Source organism: Streptomyces tubbatahanensis, from assembly GCF_022699385.1.
In the GTDB taxonomy this organism is placed as follows: Bacteria; Actinomycetota; Actinomycetes; order Streptomycetales; family Streptomycetaceae; genus Streptomyces; species Streptomyces diacarni.
Window position 1 is genome coordinate 51,465 of record NZ_CP093846.1, and the last position, 15,261, is coordinate 66,725.

The 15,261-nt window shown below is 68.8% G+C and carries 13 protein-coding genes and 2 pseudogenes; 2 read left to right on the forward strand and 13 right to left on the reverse strand.

Annotated features, from left to right (window positions below; all coding sequences use genetic code 11):
- Positions 1-30: 30 nt before the first annotated feature.
- The 10 genes and pseudogenes from MMF93_RS33600 to MMF93_RS00205 form a co-directional block, all read right to left on the reverse strand.
- A pseudogene (locus MMF93_RS33600) lies at positions 31-1,673 on the reverse strand (non-ribosomal peptide synthetase); the annotation flags it as partial.
- Positions 1,574-2,569, reverse strand: coding sequence for a condensation domain-containing protein (locus tag MMF93_RS33285; protein WP_274709411.1), 996 nt, complete (start codon positions 2,567-2,569; stop codon positions 1,574-1,576). The pseudogene MMF93_RS33600 and the gene MMF93_RS33285, both read right to left, overlap by 100 nt.
- The gene (locus MMF93_RS33290; protein WP_274709412.1) at positions 2,472-3,515 is read right to left on the reverse strand and encodes a condensation domain-containing protein; all 1,044 of its coding nucleotides are present in this window, start codon (positions 3,513-3,515) and stop codon (positions 2,472-2,474) included. Before MMF93_RS33290 ends, MMF93_RS33285 begins: the two co-directional genes overlap by 98 nt.
- Positions 3,505-4,143 carry an AMP-binding protein gene (locus MMF93_RS00180; protein WP_242748399.1) on the reverse strand — a complete coding sequence of 213 codons (639 nt, stop codon included), beginning with the start codon at positions 4,141-4,143 and terminating at the stop codon, positions 3,505-3,507. Before MMF93_RS00180 ends, MMF93_RS33290 begins: the two co-directional genes overlap by 11 nt.
- A gap of 25 nt (positions 4,144-4,168) precedes the next feature.
- A complete protein-coding gene (locus MMF93_RS00185) occupies positions 4,169-4,315 on the reverse strand; it encodes a hypothetical protein (protein ID WP_242748401.1) in 147 nt (48 codons plus the stop codon).
- 118 nt (positions 4,316-4,433) lie between these two features.
- A pseudogene (locus MMF93_RS33605) lies at positions 4,434-4,682 on the reverse strand (hypothetical protein); the annotation flags it as partial.
- A 35-nt stretch (positions 4,683-4,717) separates the two neighbouring features.
- Entirely contained in the window at positions 4,718-4,888 is a 171-nt protein-coding gene (locus MMF93_RS00190; RefSeq protein WP_242748403.1) for a hypothetical protein, read from the reverse strand.
- Between the two features lie 177 nt (positions 4,889-5,065).
- Complete coding sequence (locus MMF93_RS00195; RefSeq protein WP_242748405.1) at positions 5,066-6,214, reverse strand: condensation domain-containing protein; 1,149 nt, start codon at positions 6,212-6,214, stop codon at positions 5,066-5,068.
- A 323-nt stretch (positions 6,215-6,537) separates the two neighbouring features.
- Positions 6,538-9,651, reverse strand: a complete 3,114-nt coding sequence (locus MMF93_RS00200; RefSeq protein ID WP_242748407.1) for a non-ribosomal peptide synthetase family protein — start codon at positions 9,649-9,651, stop codon at positions 6,538-6,540.
- 300 nt (positions 9,652-9,951) lie between these two features.
- Positions 9,952-10,164 carry an MbtH family protein gene (locus MMF93_RS00205; protein WP_242748409.1) on the reverse strand — a complete coding sequence of 71 codons (213 nt, stop codon included), beginning with the start codon at positions 10,162-10,164 and terminating at the stop codon, positions 9,952-9,954.
- Between the two features lie 357 nt (positions 10,165-10,521).
- On the opposite strand from MMF93_RS00205, the gene MMF93_RS00210 reads away from it, so the two are divergent.
- Positions 10,522-10,998 (forward strand): flavin reductase family protein, encoded by a 477-nt coding sequence (locus tag MMF93_RS00210; RefSeq protein WP_242748411.1) that lies wholly within the window; start codon positions 10,522-10,524, stop codon positions 10,996-10,998.
- Positions 10,999-11,117: 119 nt separating this feature from the next.
- Here MMF93_RS00210 and MMF93_RS00215 read toward each other — a convergent pair whose 3' ends face one another.
- The 3 genes from MMF93_RS00215 to MMF93_RS00225 form a co-directional block, all read right to left on the reverse strand.
- The gene (locus MMF93_RS00215) at positions 11,118-11,762 is read right to left on the reverse strand and encodes an ArsR/SmtB family transcription factor (protein ID WP_242748413.1); all 645 of its coding nucleotides are present in this window, start codon (positions 11,760-11,762) and stop codon (positions 11,118-11,120) included.
- Between the two features lie 868 nt (positions 11,763-12,630).
- Entirely contained in the window at positions 12,631-13,434 is an 804-nt protein-coding gene (locus tag MMF93_RS00220) for an ABC transporter permease (protein ID WP_242757154.1), read from the reverse strand.
- A gap of 5 nt (positions 13,435-13,439) precedes the next feature.
- Positions 13,440-14,399 (reverse strand): ABC transporter ATP-binding protein, encoded by a 960-nt coding sequence (locus tag MMF93_RS00225; protein ID WP_242748415.1) that lies wholly within the window; start codon positions 14,397-14,399, stop codon positions 13,440-13,442.
- Between the two features lie 204 nt (positions 14,400-14,603).
- Between MMF93_RS00225 and MMF93_RS00230 the strand changes: the two genes are divergently transcribed.
- Positions 14,604-15,248: a response regulator gene (locus tag MMF93_RS00230; RefSeq protein WP_274709528.1), complete on the forward strand. Its 645-nt coding sequence runs from the start codon at positions 14,604-14,606 to the stop codon at positions 15,246-15,248.
- The last annotated feature ends 13 nt before the right edge of the window (positions 15,249-15,261 follow it).

Consider the following 15,261-nt stretch of genomic DNA (forward strand, 5'->3'; position numbering starts at 1 on the left):
CTCGAACAACTCCCGCACCGACAGCTCCGCGTCCAGCACCGACCGCACCCGGCCGACCAGACGCGTCGCCAGCAGCGAGTGACCACCCAAGTCGAAGAAACTCTCGTCGATACCGACCCGGGAGACGCCCAGCACCTCGGCGAACAGACCGCACAGGATCTCCTCACGCGGCGACCGCGGACCACGCCCCGCAACCACTTCGGCTGCCGGCTCCGGCAACGCCCGACGATCCACCTTCCCGTTGAGAGTGAGCGGAATGTCCTCCACGACAAGCAGGGCAGGGATCATGTACTCAGGCAGGCGGCGCCCCACTTCGGCACGCACCGCAGCCAGATCCAACGCCACACCCTCCTCAGGCACCACTCCCGCGATCAGCCGTCCGTCACCACCCGCACCCGCACGCGCCGCTGCTGCCGCCTGCGCGACCCCCGCGCATTGCGTGAGCGCGGCCTCCACCTCACCCAGCTCAATACGGAAACCCCGCACCTTCACCTGATCATCCACACGCCCCACAAACTCCAACGAACCATCCCCACGCCACCGCACCACATCCCCCGTGCGATACATCCGCGAGCCCCCACCCACGCCAGAACCCCCGCCCACGAACGGGCAGGCCACGAACCGCTCCGCCGTCAACCCCGCACGACCCCAATACCCACGCGCCACACCCACACCCGCCACATACAACTCACCCTCCACACCCACCGGAACAGGCCGCAGGAAAGAGTCGAGAACGAACACCGACGTATTCGCCAACGGCCCCCCGATCGACACCCCACCCTCAGCCGACACCACACCCCGTGTCGACCACACCGTCGTCTCCGTCGCCCATACACATGCACCACACAACCCGACACCCCCACCGCACCCACCAAACCCCGCGCCACCTCACCCGGCAACACCTCACCCCCCACCAACACCCGCACACCCCGAAGCCGATCCCCCGCCACCGCCAGCATCTCGCGCCACAACGACGGCGTCGCCTGCACCACCGACACCCCCGACGACACCACCAACTCCACCAACCGCCCCGCATCACCCCACCACACCACCAACGCCATCACCACACACCCACCACCAGTCAACGGACCAAACAACTCCACCACCGCAATATCAAACGCAAACGTCGTCAACGCCAACACACGCCCCACACCCACCACACCACGCAACGCACCCAACACATTCACCACACCACCCTGCGACACCACCACACCCTTCGGCCGACCCGTCGAACCCGACGTATACACCACATACGCAGCCCGCCCAGGATCCTCAGCAACCCCCAACACCAACCGCCCCGACGACAACCCCGCCAACTCCCCCAACACCACCGGATCATCCAACAACACCACCGGAACACCACCAGGAACCACCACCCCAGCCCCCGACACCGACACCACCACAGCCGGAGCACAGTCCCCCACCACAAACGCCACCCGCTCCACCGGATACGACGGATCCACCGGCACATACACACCCCCCACCTTCAACACCGCCAACAACGCCACCACCACATCCACCCCACGAGGCAAAGCCACCACCACACGCGACTCCACCCCCACACCACGCCCCCTCAACAACCACGCCAACCGATTCGCCCGCGCATCCAACTCCCCATACGAAAGCGACACCCCACCACACACCACAGCCTCAGCCCCAGGAACCCGCCCCACCTGCTCCTCAAACAACCCACAACCGACACACCAGCCACCCCCACCGACGTCTCATTCCACTCCTCCACCACCCGACGCCGCTCCCCCGGCACCAACACATCCACCCCACCCACCGGAACATCCGGCGACCCCACCACCACACCCAACAACCACACCAACCGCTCCACCAACAACTCCGCAGAACCCCGCTCAAACACATCCACCGCATACGTCAACACACCACGAAGCCCCAACACAGAATCCGGCATGGCGAACTCGAAGGTGAGGTCGAAGCGGGCGACATCGTGGCCAGGGTGGATCTCAGTGCGTCGAGGTGCGGGATGTTGACATTGACTCCTGACGACATCTGATTGTGCAACGTGAGCATGACCTGGAAGAGGGGTGGCGGGACAGCGACCGCTCCGGATTAAGGATCTCCACCAGCCGCTCGAAGGCACGTCCTGATGCGCGTACGCCTCCAGATCCGTCTCCCGCACCCGCCCCACCAACTCACGGAACGTCGGATCACCCGACACATCCGTCCGCAACACCAACGTGTTGATGAACAACCCCACCAGATCATCCACCGCATCATCCCCACGCCCGGCAACCGGCGTACCAATCGGAACATCCTCCCCCGCCCCCGACCGCGACAACAACAACACCAACGCCGCCTGCAACACCATGAACACACTCGACCGCGACTCCCGCGCCAGCCGAACCACACCCGCATGCACCTCGGCAGGCACCGTGAACACGACACGCTCACCCCGGTGAGAAGCAGCCGCAGGACGGGGCCGATCCACGGGCAGCACGATCTCAGCCGGCAGGTCGGCCAGCTGCTCCCTCCAGTACGCGACCTGACGCGCGACCAACTCTCCGGATCGTCCTCCGCACCCAGCAACTCCCGCTGCCACAACGCATAATCCGCATACTGCACCGGCAGCGCCGACCATCGCGGGCCACCATCGCCGTCATCCACGCCTCGTACGCGGCGGTGAGATCGCGGATCAGGGGCTTCAGCGACCAGCCGTCGGTGGCGATGTGGTGGCAGGTGAGGAGCAGGACGTGCTCGTCCGGACCCAGCTCGAACAGAGTTGCCCGACCGGGATATCGGCCGTGAGGTCGAACGCGTGCCGCGCTTCTTTCCGCCAGCCGTTCCGACAAATCGGCCTCTTCGAGCGACGCTTCGGCCCAGGGGACCTCCACTTTCGGGCCGAGCACGACCTGATACCCGCCCTCTACGTCCTCGGCGAAGACCGTACGCAGGCTCTCGTGCCGCGCCACCACATCACCGAGCGCCGCCCGCAACGCCTCCCGGTCCAACGAACCGCTCAACCGCAACGCCATCGGCACGTTGTAGGTGGCGCTGGGGCCCTCCAACTGGTGCAGGAACCACAAACGCTCCTGGCCGAAGGAGAGCGGAAGGCGCGCGGGACGCACCCCGGCAACGACCGGCGCACGACCAGTCCCCGCTCCCTCCAGTAGACGTCCGAGCTCGGCCACTCTCGGCGCCTCGAAGAGCTGCCGCACCGACAGCTCGACCCCGAGCACCGACCGCGCCCGTCCCACCAGACGTGTGGCCAGCAGTGAGTGACCACCGAGCTCGAAGAAACTGTCGTCGATGCCGACCCGGGAGACGCCCAGCACCTCGGCGAACAGACCGCACAGGATCTCCTCACGCGGCGACCGCGGACCACGCCCCGCAACCACTTCGGCTGCCGGCTCCGGCAACGCCCGACGATCCACCTTCCCGTTCGGCGTCAACGGGATCCGGTCCAAGACCACGATCACCGACGGCACCATGTACTCCGGAAGCACCCGCGCACACGCAGCACGCACCACCGACACATCAAGCACCACCACCCCCCTCCGCCGACACATACCCCACCAAGCGCCGATCCCCCACCACACCCTCACGCACCACCGCAACCGCCCGGCTCACCCCCGCACACCCACCCAACGCGGCCTCCACCTCACCCAGCTCAATACGGAAACCCCGCACCTTCACCTGATCATCCACACGCCCCACAAACTCCAACGCACCATCCCCACGCCACCGCACCACATCCCCCGTGCGATACATCCGCGAGCCCCCACCCACGCCAGAACCCCCGCCCACGAACGGGCAGGCCACGAACCGCTCCGCCGTCAACCCCGCACGACCCCAATACCCACGCGCCACACCCACACCCGCCACATACAACTCACCCTCCACACCCACCGGAACAGGCCGCAGGAAAGAGTCGAGAACGAACACCGACGTACGCGCGAACGGCCGACCGATCGGCACGGGGCCCTTCGGGGCCGGAGTACCGGAGTCGAGGCGCCACTCCATGCAGTTGACGGTCGTCTCCGTCGGTCCGTAAGCGTTGAAGATCGTCACATCCGGGCGCCGCTCGCGCCACCGGTCGAGCACCTCGCCCGTCAGCGCCTCGCCACCCACCACCAAGGTCCCGGTGGGAGCCATGACGTCCTGGTGCTCCTCCATCAGCGCCAGGTGGCTGGGGTCACCTTCACAGCGTGGCCTGCGCGCCGTCGTCCAGCTCCGCGAGGTGTACACGTCCGCCGCTCACCAAGGGGGTGTACAGGGCCGTGACGGTGAGGTCGAAGGAAAGCGACGTGTGCAGCAGCGAGGTGCCCGTGGCGGCGTCCCCGTACACGCTCCGGTTTCGCAGGAGTAGGTGCCGAGAGAGTGGTGCTCGACCACCACGCCCTTCGCTGCCCCGTAGAACCGGAGGTGTAGATCATGTATGCCGCCTGGTCTGCCCTCGGCGCCGTCCAGGGGGTGTTCGGCGGAAGTCCCGCAAGCTCCCGCACCACCGCCGGTCGTCCAGAAACACGGGCGCTGCGCCGTCCGGCACGGGGAGGCCGGAGTCCGTGGTGGAGATCACCGCGGTGGGCGCACAGTCGGTCATCATGAAGGCGATGCGGTCGGCGGGTAGGCCGGTCCACAGGAACGTACGCGCCGCCCGCCTTCTGCACCGCCAGCAGTGCCACCACCGCGTCCACCGACCGAGGCAGAGCCATCACCACCCGCGACTCCACCCCCACACCGCGCGCCCTCAGCAACCACGCCAACGGTTGACCCGTGCGTCCAGTTCCTCGTACGAGAGCGTCAACTCGCCGCACACCAGCGCGTCGGCGCAGGGAGTGCGGGCCACCTGCTCCTCGAACAGCGCCGGCAACGAGACCTGCGGCACCGCCACCGACGTCTCGTTCCGCTCTTCTACCATCTGGCGCCGCTCCCCCGCCGTCAGCATGTCCACTCGGGGCGACGGGGAGGCCCGGGCTATGCGCCATGCCGCGGAGGACGTGGCTCAGGAGACCGATGATCTCCTGGACGCGTGCGGCGGTGAAGAGGTCGGGGCGGTAGACGATGCGTCCGCCGACGTGCTCGCTCACCCCGGAGATCAGGTGAGGGGGTAGTGCGTGGCGTTGCGCGACTGGACATCCCTGACCCGCAGGGTCGCGCTGTCGGTGCCGTCGGTGTGGCGGGGGAAGTTCTCGAAGACCATGCCGACGTCGAAGAGTTCCTCCATGCCCGCGGCGCTCTGGATTGCCGTGAGGCCCAGGTGGTGGTGGTCCAGCATGCGAGCCTGCTCCCGCTGGGCCCTGGCGAGCAGCGCGCCGAGGGACTCGGCGGGCCGCAGTCGGAGCCGCAGCGGTACGGTGTTGATGAACAGGCCGACCATGTTCTCGACGCCATCCAGCTCGGGGGGCCGCCCGGACACCGTCATGCCGAACACGATGTCGTCGCGTCCGGTGAGTCGGCCGAGTACGAGCGCCCAGGCGCACTGGAGCACGGTGTTCAGAGTGACGCCGTGAGCGCGGGCAGTGGCGCTCAGTGCCGTGCTGGCCTCCTCGTCGAGGCTGAAGTCGAGACGGTCGGGGAGGGCGGTGGCCCGCTCGGCGCCGGGTGCCAGCAGGCAGGGGCCGGGGAGGTCGGCCAGGTTCTCTCGCCATGCCTGCGCGGCGGCCTCCCGGTCCCGGGAGTTCAGCCAGTCGAGGTGGTCACGGTATGAGCGGACGGGCGGCAGGCCGCGGGGGTCGCCGCCACTGCGGTAGAGCGCGACCAGTTCGCGCAGCAGAACCGCCATCGACCAGCCGTCCACGACCGCGTGGTGTGCGGTGAGTACGAACCGGAAGCGCTCCCCGGCGAGACGGAACAGTGCGAAGCGGACCAGAGGAGCGTGGGCGAGGTCGAACCGTCGCAGCCGGTCGGCCGTCACCTCGGTGTCCACGGTCCGCTCCCGCTCGGAGGCGGGGACCTCGCTCAGGTCACGTTCGTGCCAGGGCAGGCGGACCTCGCGGCGCAGCAGGCGGACCCAGTCGCCCGAGCGGCGCTGGCGGAAGCAGGACCGGAGGTTGGGGTGGCGCCGCAGAAGTTCCCCGGCAGCCGCGCGCAAGGCCTCGCGGTCGAGCACACCGTCGAGGTCGAAGGCGACCTGGGCGACGTAGGAGTCTGGAGCGCTGTCGTCGTAGACGTGGTGGAAGAGCATTCCCTCCTGGAGAGGGGTGACCGGCAGGATATCCTCGATCGACTTCGAGCGCGCGTTCACCACGGACGTCCCTTCACTCCACGACGCTTCGCGTCCGGTTGCGTGCAGAGAGAGGAGCGGGGCGGCGGAGTGGCACCGTGTGTCCATCGGCCGGGTTCTTCGAGGTGGCCGACGAACCGGTAGGGCTCGGCTCCCCGGTTCCTCGAAGCATTTCCCCATTACGGGTAATTCGACGCTAGTTGGCTTCCAAATAAGCCGTCAAGCGTTTCAGGAAGCGCCAAATACCGGTGCCCACGGGGTACCGAAAGTGGCATTCCGGGGTCCGCCGTCTCCTCCCGTGAAGCGATTACGGAGGAGGCGGCGGGAATTCCGGTTTCGTCGGATCAGCCGTCGGTCGCGAGGGAAGCGCCGATGATGGCGGCGGTCTCGAAAGGCCGGGTGCTGGCGAAATAGTGGCCGCCCTCGCGCAGTTCGTGCAGCTCGACCTGGTCCGCGACGGTCTTCCAGTCGCGGTAGCGCTCCGCTCCCCCCTCCGTCGTGGGGTCGTCCGAGGCGAGGACGACATGGACGGGGGTGGTGACCCGGTGCGGTTCCGGGTCACGGTGCAGCTCCAGCAGGTGGGCGTTGGTGGTGCGTACGTCGTGGCGGTACGCGGTGCCGACGAGGTCGGCGCGCTCGGGCTTGAGCCGGTCCAGCTCCACGTACGCGCTGTCCGCGAGCAGCCGCCGGGTGATCTCGGCGGGGCGGAGCGCGGCGACCTCGACCTGCTCGGCGCGCAGGGTGGCCTCCGCGTCGAGCAGCAGCGCGCCGAGAAACACCCGGGTCAGCTCGGCGCCGCTCGCCTCCAGCAGCCTCGCGGTCGCCAGCGCGTGGGCGCTGCCCGCGCAGTGGCCCCAGAGCATGACCGGTCCTGTGACGCCCCGGCGTATCTCGTCGTGAACGCGGCCGGCGATCTGCTGGACATCCTGCGGGAGCTCCGCCGTGCCGGTGAAGTCGTGGGCGGGCAGCTCCACACCGAGCACCCTGACACGGTGGTCGGCCAGGCGTTTCGCCAGGAGCTGGAAGTTGACCGCGTTTCCTCCCGCGTACGGGAAGCACACCAGTGTTGCTGCCGCGTCGGGCACCGGACCGCCGAGCGGTTGCAGCAGATCATGGTCGCCAACCTCGACCGCCGTGCCGGAGTCGATAAGCGCGGCCAGTTCCGAGAGAACGGGGGTGCCAATCAGCTGTTTGAGGGAGATCTCCCGGTCGAGCTTGACGACCAGGCGGACGGCGGTGAGTGAGGTGGCGCCGAGCGCGAAGAAGTGGTCGTGACGGCCGATCCGTTCCACCGGTATGCCCAGCGCCTCGGCCCACTCCGTGGCGAGCCGGTGCTCCGTCGGGGTCGCGGGGGTGGTGTGCGAGCCCGGGGCGTGGCCCAGGGACTGGGCGAGCGAGCCCAGCGCCTTCTTGTCGACCTTGCCGTTCTCGTTGAGCGGCAGCGTGTCCAGGCGGTGGAAATGGGCGGGCACCATGTACACGGGCAGCAGGGACGCCAGGTGGTCGTGCAGGTCCTCCTCACCGGTCTCCTCCGAGGCCGTGACGAAGGCGGCCAGGCTCTTCTCCGCGCCGGCGGCGTGTGCGACGACGACGGCGCAGTCGCGCACACCGGGGGCGCCGCGCAGTTTGTTCTCGATCTCGCCGATCTCGATCCGGTAGCCGCGCACCTTGACCTGCTGGTCGCGGCGGCCGAGGAACTCAATGGTGCCCTCGGGCAGCCAGCGACCGAAGTCTCCGGTGCGGTACATCCGTTCCCCGGGCACGTACGGGTCGGGGACGAACGCCTGCCGGGTGCGTTCCGGGTCGTTGATGTAGCCCCGGCCGACGGACAGCCCGGCGAACACGATCTCACCGGGGGTGCCCAGGGGGGCGAGCCGCCCGTGCTCGTCCAGGATGTAGGTGCGGACGTTGCGCAGTGAGCGGCCCACGGAGACGAAGTCGCGTTCCGGGGCACCGGACAGCACCTCGTGCATGGTGTCGTCGCTTACCTCGGTGGCCCCGTAGGCGTTGACGAGCCGCACATGGGGCTGCACGGCGAACCAGCGCCGCACGGGGTCGAGTTTGAGTGCCTCGCCCGTGATCGAGACGGAGCGCAGCACTCCCAGGTCCCGGGGCGTGCGCTCTAGCACACCGAGCAGGATCTCGAAGTACGACGGCACCAGTTGGGCGACCGACACCCTGGACTCCTCCAGCTCGGCGAGGAAGTGCTCGGGGTCGAGCTGGGTATCGGTGTCGACGATGCGGGCGGCGGCGCCGACGAGGAGTGGAGCGATGAGCTGCCACAGGGAGATGTCGAAACACTGGGAGGCGGTCTGTGACACCACGTCGCCCGCACCCAGATCGACGGAGTCGATCTTCGCGTAGAGATGGTTGACCATCCCGGCGTGTTCGCACTGTGCGCCCTTTGGTGCACCTGTGGAGCCTGAGGTGAAGTAGACGTAGGCGAGTTGGCCGGGGCGGACCGCCACGTCGGGGTCGCCCGGGTCGGCGGCGTCGGGATCTTCGGGCAGCAGGTCCTCGACGAACAGGGAAGTACGGGGCCTGCCCGACTCCTGGGCCGTCGCGTCCATGAGCTCACCGGCGGACCGCTGGCCGAGTACGAACCGGCAGTCGCTTCGGTCGAGTTGGGTGGCGACCCTGGCCGCGGGGAAGTCGGGGCGCACGGGCAGGTAGGCACCGCCCGCCTTGAGGACGCCGAGGATCGTGGCGGCCCACGGCAGGGTGCGGTCCATCACCACTGCCACGACGTCCTCGGCTTGGAGCCCCTTGGCCAGCAGCGCGATGGCGATGTGGTTGGCCGCGGCATTGAGGGTGTGGTAGTCCCAGGCGGTGTCTCCGTGGGAGACGGCGGTGGCGTGCGGGTGGGTGCGGACGCGCTCCTCGAAAAGGCCGGGGAACATGGTGGCTGGGAGCGGGTGCGGCGGGCCCGCGAGAGCGGTGAGATGATGCTCGCGCTCCTCCTCGGAGATCAGCTCCGTGAGGTGGTGCTGGGCTTCGGGCTCGGCGGCGAGCCGGCCGAGGGCTGTTCGGATGTACGTCCCGAGCCGCTTCGCGTAGGTGGCGTCGATGGTGTCGACGCGGTGGCTAAGCCGCAGCGCCGGCTCATCGCTCGGGGCCCATGTCAGGTGAAGCGTGGTGCCGGGGGCGAGGGCGACCGGTGCGGCCTTCGTGGCGGCGGCCGGCGGACGCAGGTCCACCACTATCTGCTGCTCCGGGAAGTCCGCCGGGCGGTCCGTGCGGCTCGGGCGGTCCGCGGTGTCCGCCTGCTCCGCCCGGCCTTCGTGCGTCCGGCCGGCGTGCTGCCGCCGGGCGGCCGCCGTCGCGACGACGACGCCGTGCCAGGGGCCGTCGGCCACGTTGACGTGCAGCGTGCGCGGTGACGGTGCTGTCGGGCCGGACGCCGTGGCCGCCACGTACCCGACGACGACGTCCTTCTCCGCGGTGACAGTGCTGATCACCTTGACCAGCGCGGCAGGAGCAGGGTCTCCACATCGGCGTGCCGCGCCGCGGGCTCACGGCCCAGAGCGTTCATCAGGTCCGGGCTCAGCGATACCACCTGTTCGCGCACCGCGCCCGGTTCCGCGGCGCCCGGCAGGGCCCATCCGGGGACCCTCGTTGGCGCAGGACTGAGTATTTCGGACATGCTTCGACCCCCGCTTACCGGGCGGATGCCCGTGACCGGACGGATTCTGCGAACTGTCTGCTGTCTTCCGAGGTGACGCCTGGGTGAACCGCCGCACACAGCCGTTCGGCGCTGTTCAGTCGGACATGGCCTCGATCAGGCTCTTGGGGCGCATGTCGGTCCAGTTCTCGTTGATGTAGGCGAGCGCCGACTCGCGGTCCGTCTCCGGCAGAGCGATCGTCCAGCCCTCGGGCACCTCGGCGAACGTCGGCCACAGGGAGTGCTGGCCCTCGTCGTTGACCAGGACCAGGTAGGTGCCGTCAGGGTCCTCGAAGGGGTTCACGCTCATGGTTGGGCTCCTTCACCGCTTCGCTGCCGTCTTCTCTTGCCTTCTCGCGCATGTTTGCGAGAGTCGCACGACCGGAGTGTACGAACCGCAGCCGGTGGCTCGGCGGATCCCGGAGCATTTCCGGTGCGGATTCAGGATCGGCTTAATGAGGTACGCCGCGCGAAGGCACCGTTCTTCGGCCTGCCGGAGTTCGCGGATGCTCCGTCATTCACCGGCGGTGAAATCTCGTGACAGCGAAGGTGGTCACTTGTTGAATCGGGGTGACATCCCCGGGAGAGCCCCGGACCTCGGAAAGGTGACGTGATCGTGGACGCGACGCATCTCGCCACAGTGACGAGCAAGGATTTCCGTTCCTTCATGGCACGTTTCCCTTCCGGGGTCGTGGTGCTCACCAGCGCCCTTCCGGACGGGACCCCCCTCGGCATGACGTGCTCGTCGCTGTGCAGCGTCTCCCTGTCGCCGCCGCTCCTGCTCGTGTGCATCAGAAGCGGCAGCCCGACGCTGGAGGCCATCCGAGCACGCGGTGCCTTCGCAGCGCATCTACTCCAGGAGGACGCCCAGTCCGTCTCCGAACTGTTCAGCTCCGGGGCACCCGACCGCTTCGACCGAGTGCGGTGGACACCGGAGGCGGCGACCGGTGTGCCGCATCTGCTCGACGGGGCACACGCGGTCGCCGACTGCGAGGTACGGCAGTGCGACACCATGGGCGACCACGTAGTGGTCTTCGCCGGTGTGCGGCAGATCCGGATCGGCCCTGAAGCGCCGCGGCCACTGGTGTACGGGCTGCAGCAGTACACCGGCCTTCCCCTTCGCAGGGGTGTGCCGTCACCGTAGCGCTGTCAGGCCGTCAGCCTGCGGGAAGTCCGGGGTGCCGGCTGCGGCTGGCGTGTCAGAGGACGCCGGGAGGGCCGGCGCCCGGCTGCCGCGCCCGGCCGCGGAGCACGCGCTCCGTCTCACCCCGGCCGCCCCGGCTGCCGCGCCGCCTCGCCCGCGGGCAGCTCCACCGTCGGGACGCCGCAGGTCGCCATGGCGGAGCCGAGCGGAGTGAGCGAATGCAGCATCGTGTTGGAGCGTCTTCTGCTGGTCACCAGCCCCGCCTCGCGTAAGACGGTCGCGTGCTGGCTGGCGGCGGCCGGCGAAATGCCGAGCCTGCGGCCCAGTTCGCTGGTGTTGCACGTCTCGGTCAGCGCCTGGAGCACCTTGGCGCGGGTGCGGCCGACGAGAGCGGCGAGGGCGCGGTCGCCGGTTCCCGCGGTGCTCCACAGGGCGTCCGCGGTCGTGATGTCCAGCGGCGCGGGGTACACCAGCACAGGCGGCCTCTCGCTGCCTTCGGGGCAGGCGAACACCATCGGCTGGGCGAGGAACATCGAGGGTGCGATGACCAGACCGTTGCCTTTCAGTACGATTTCCTGCATGCGACCGCACGCCACTGTCAGCACTGGCGGACGCCAGTCGATCCAGGTGTGCAGGGTGCTGAGCAGGCTCTCGATTCCCCCGCCCACGAGAAAGCCGCAACGCCGGTCCCGGTCGAGCTGGAGATGGGTGCGCATCTGCGCCCAGTACGGGGCGACGCCCAGCCGGTGGACCCTGCGTATCACGGGGTCAGGGGCGCACTCGGCGTTCTCGGGTGGTGCGTCCGAGGAGACCAGATCGAAGAGCCAGCTTCCCCGGCGCCGGTGGTTCTGCCGTCGTTCCTGGTCACTTTCCTGCGGCTGCGGCGCGGGCCTCCGCTGTGCGGGCGCGGGGACCAGCGTGCGCGCCGGCGGCTGGGTCCGCGGCCTCGGGGGAACCGGAATCGTCTCAGTCGAAGACCTGACCCGGTGCAGTTTCCGGCTGACTGCTTCACGCCACGTGGCGAAAGGCGCCCCTCCCGCTCCCCGCCTCAGGAGATCGACCGCGAAGACCGCCTCCACGACAGGTCCCACTGTCGGCATGATCTTTAACTTCGCCAGGTCATCAATGGTGAAATGCACGTTCTGCATGGATCTCCCCCAAGACTGAGCGCCCACCCGTCGCCAGGCGAACGCACCCGAGAACGTCTGTCGGACACGGCGGCGCGGACGACAGCGCAGCGTCCGGAGACGCGTAGCCGACCACTGTCGCGACATGGCGAACCGTCAAGTCGCTGGTTAACACGGCTTGACCATGTGTCCAGTACTGAGAGGGTGAGGAGGAGTCGGCACCCGTGGCTGGTCCGGTGTATCCCACGCCCCCCATAGCCTCAATACTCCGCTGTTCTGGAACTCTATACACGGATTCCAGTACATGTCATCAGCGCGCGGGGTTGCGATAGCCCTTCAGATGACGTACACGCACCCAGAGTCCGAGAAGAGCACCTCTTCCGATCAACCCGCTGCGTCCCGGGGCGAGTTCAGCCATGGTCGGGGCCCCCGGACCGCCACCTCCGCGGGGGATCGGTGGCGACGGCCGGGGGCCGCGACGGACCTGGCGGCACCGCTCGAAGGGTCAGGCATCCCTCCGTCGCAGCACGGTCAGGCCGATGAGGTGGGCTGCCGTCGCCCAGGCCACCACGATCAGCAAGCCCACCACCGACGAGTATGGGGTCGTGTCCCCGGCCATGAAGTGATTGCCCGCGCTCTGCGGCAGGCCGTCATTGATCTTCAGCAGGATCTCGCTGCCCGGGCCCATGAGGATGAACGGCAGCCCCGCGAGCAGGAAGAACAGCGACGAGAGCGCTCCGACGGCCGACCGGCAGGCGAAGGACAGGCCGACCGTGAGCACCGCCACGAGCGCCAGGTACACGCCCATGGACAGCAGCTGGACGATCGCCTCCGACATCTCGAAGGTGGCCTTCCCGTCGAAGGAGGGCCACGCGACGGCCATCCCGAGGGCGCCGAGCAGTATCCCGGCGACGCACGCGACCGCGCTGGTCACAAGTGCCTTGGCTACCTGCACCCGGTGCCGATCGGGTACCCACTGAAGCGAGGAGCGGATACTGCCCGTGGCGTACTCGCTCGTCACCGTGGTCATCGCCAGAACGACCACGAGGAACTGAACGAGAACCATGGCGGAGACCGGCGCGTTGCCGACCGGCTGCACCGGCTCGTCGTTGATCCGCGCGATGGAGCCGAAGTAGAAGGCGAACACCACCATCAGCACGACGCTCGCCACCAGACAGGCGTACGGCGTGCGGATGGTCCACAGTTTGCCCCACTCCGCGGCCACCGCGCCGGGGAGGCCACCGCCCTTGTGTTCCCGCGCGGACCGTTCGGGGGCCTCGGCCCCCGCCGTGCGCGCCACCGCCGACATCTCGCTCACACCTTCGCCTTCCGCACCGGGGGCTGCGCGCCGAACACCGCGCTCGCCGTGCCGTACTCCACGCTCTCCGCGGTCAGTTCCATGTACGCCTGCTCCAGCGACGCGGAGACCGGGCTCAGCGTGTGCAGTCGCACGCCCAGCTCGTGAGCGAGGTCGCCGACCTCCTCCACGCTTCTACCCGAGACCACGATCTCGTCCCCGCCGACCATCTCCACCTCGACGTCCGCGCCGGCCGTGAGCTTCTCGGCGAGCGCTCGCAGTCCCTCGGGCTGCGGACTGCGCAGCCGCACACCCGCCCGTGAGCTCTGGGCCAGCAGGTCCGCGATCCGCGCGTCCGCCAGCAGCCGGCCCCGGCCGATGACGACGAGCTGATCTGCCGTGAGCTGCATCTCGCTCATCAGGTGGCTGGAGAGGAAAACCGTGCGGCCCTCGGCTGCCAGTGACCGCACCAGCTCACGTACCCAGCGCACCCCGTCAGGGTCCAGGCCGTTGACCGGCTCGTCGAAGATCAGCACCCCGGGGTCGCCAAGCAGGGCACCGGCGACGCCGAGCCGCTGGTACATGCCCAGCGAGAAGCCTCCGGCACGCTTGCGGGCCACCTTCGTCAGGCCCACCGTCTCCAGTACCTCGTCCACCCTGCGTGCCGGGATGCCGTTGGTCCGCGCCATCGAGAGCAGATGGTTACGTGCCGAGCGCGCCGGGTGCAGAGCCTTCGCCTCGAGCAGCGCGCCGACCTCCCGCACGGGGTGGCGCAGCGCCGAGTACGGCTTGCCGTGGATGAGCGCCTCGCCCTCGGTGGGGTTGTCGAGGCCGAGGATCATCCTCATCGTGGTCGACTTGCCCGCACCGTTGGGGCCGAGAAAGCCGGTCACCTGGCCTTCCTTGATGTCCAGAGTCAAGCCGTCCACGGCGACGGTGTCACCGTAGCGCTTGGTCAGTCCTCGCAGGGTGATCACGTTGGTCTTCCTCGTCCGTCGCCTCGGCTTCCGCGTTCTGGTGACACCATAGAAATCCGGCGCTACCCGGCACATCGGTCGTTCGGCAGCGACCCTCCTGACTTCCGGCACCTCCCACCCCTGACTTTCGTCAGGGGTGGGGCTGGTGTGCCGTCAGGATCCGGTGCCGCGCGAGTGGTTTCGTATACTGCGTCTGTGATCCAGGTGATACTCGCGGACGACGAGGCCATGATCCGTGCCGGTGTTCGCGCGATCCTCGCGAAGGCCCCCGACATCGAGGTGGTCGCCGAGGCATCCGACGGGAACGAGGCGGTGGCGGCGGTGCGCCGGCACCAGCCGGACGTGGCGCTGCTGGACATCCAGATGCCCCGGCTCGACGGCATCGCGGCAGCAGCGCAAATCCGCCGCGAGACGAGCGGCACCGCCGTCATCATGCTCACCACGTTCGGTGAGGACGACTTCATCGCCGGGGCCCTCCAGGAGGGTGCCAGCGGTTTCCTGCTCAAGGCCGGTGATCCCAGGGAGCTGATCGCGGGCGTGCACGCCGTGGCAGCGGGCGGCGCCTATCTCTCGCAGAAGGTGGCCGCGCGTGTGGTCGCCGGGCTGCGCATGGGACGCGCCGCGGGCACCTCGCGCTACCCCATCGAACAGCTCACCGAGCGCGAGCACGAGGTGCTGGCGCTGCTCGGCACGGGCCTGTCCAACGTCGAGATCGCCGCCCGGCTCCACCTGGTCGAGGGCACCGTGAAGGCACACGTCAGCGCGATTCTCGGTAAACTCGGCGTACGCAACCGGGTGGAGGCGGCCATCGCCGCCCACGAGGCGGGGCTCACCGGCCGTTCGACGTAGCCGGGCCTCCGCC

What these genes read in the sequence shown, in the direction of transcription:
- MMF93_RS00220 (WP_242757154.1), bottom strand. Translation starts at nt 13,434, where the DNA reads ATGTCGGCGGTGGCGCGCACGGCGGGGGCCGAGGCCCCCGAACGGTCC.
- MMF93_RS00210 (WP_242748411.1), top strand. Translation starts at nt 10,522, where the DNA reads ATGGCACGTTTCCCTTCCGGGGTCGTGGTGCTCACCAGCGCCCTTCCG.
- MMF93_RS00190 (WP_242748403.1), bottom strand. Translation starts at nt 4,888, where the DNA reads ATGGTAGAAGAGCGGAACGAGACGTCGGTGGCGGTGCCGCAGGTCTCG.
- MMF93_RS00180 (WP_242748399.1), bottom strand. Translation starts at nt 4,143, where the DNA reads ATGGAGGAGCACCAGGACGTCATGGCTCCCACCGGGACCTTGGTGGTG.
- MMF93_RS00205 (WP_242748409.1), bottom strand. Translation starts at nt 10,164, where the DNA reads ATGAGCGTGAACCCCTTCGAGGACCCTGACGGCACCTACCTGGTCCTG.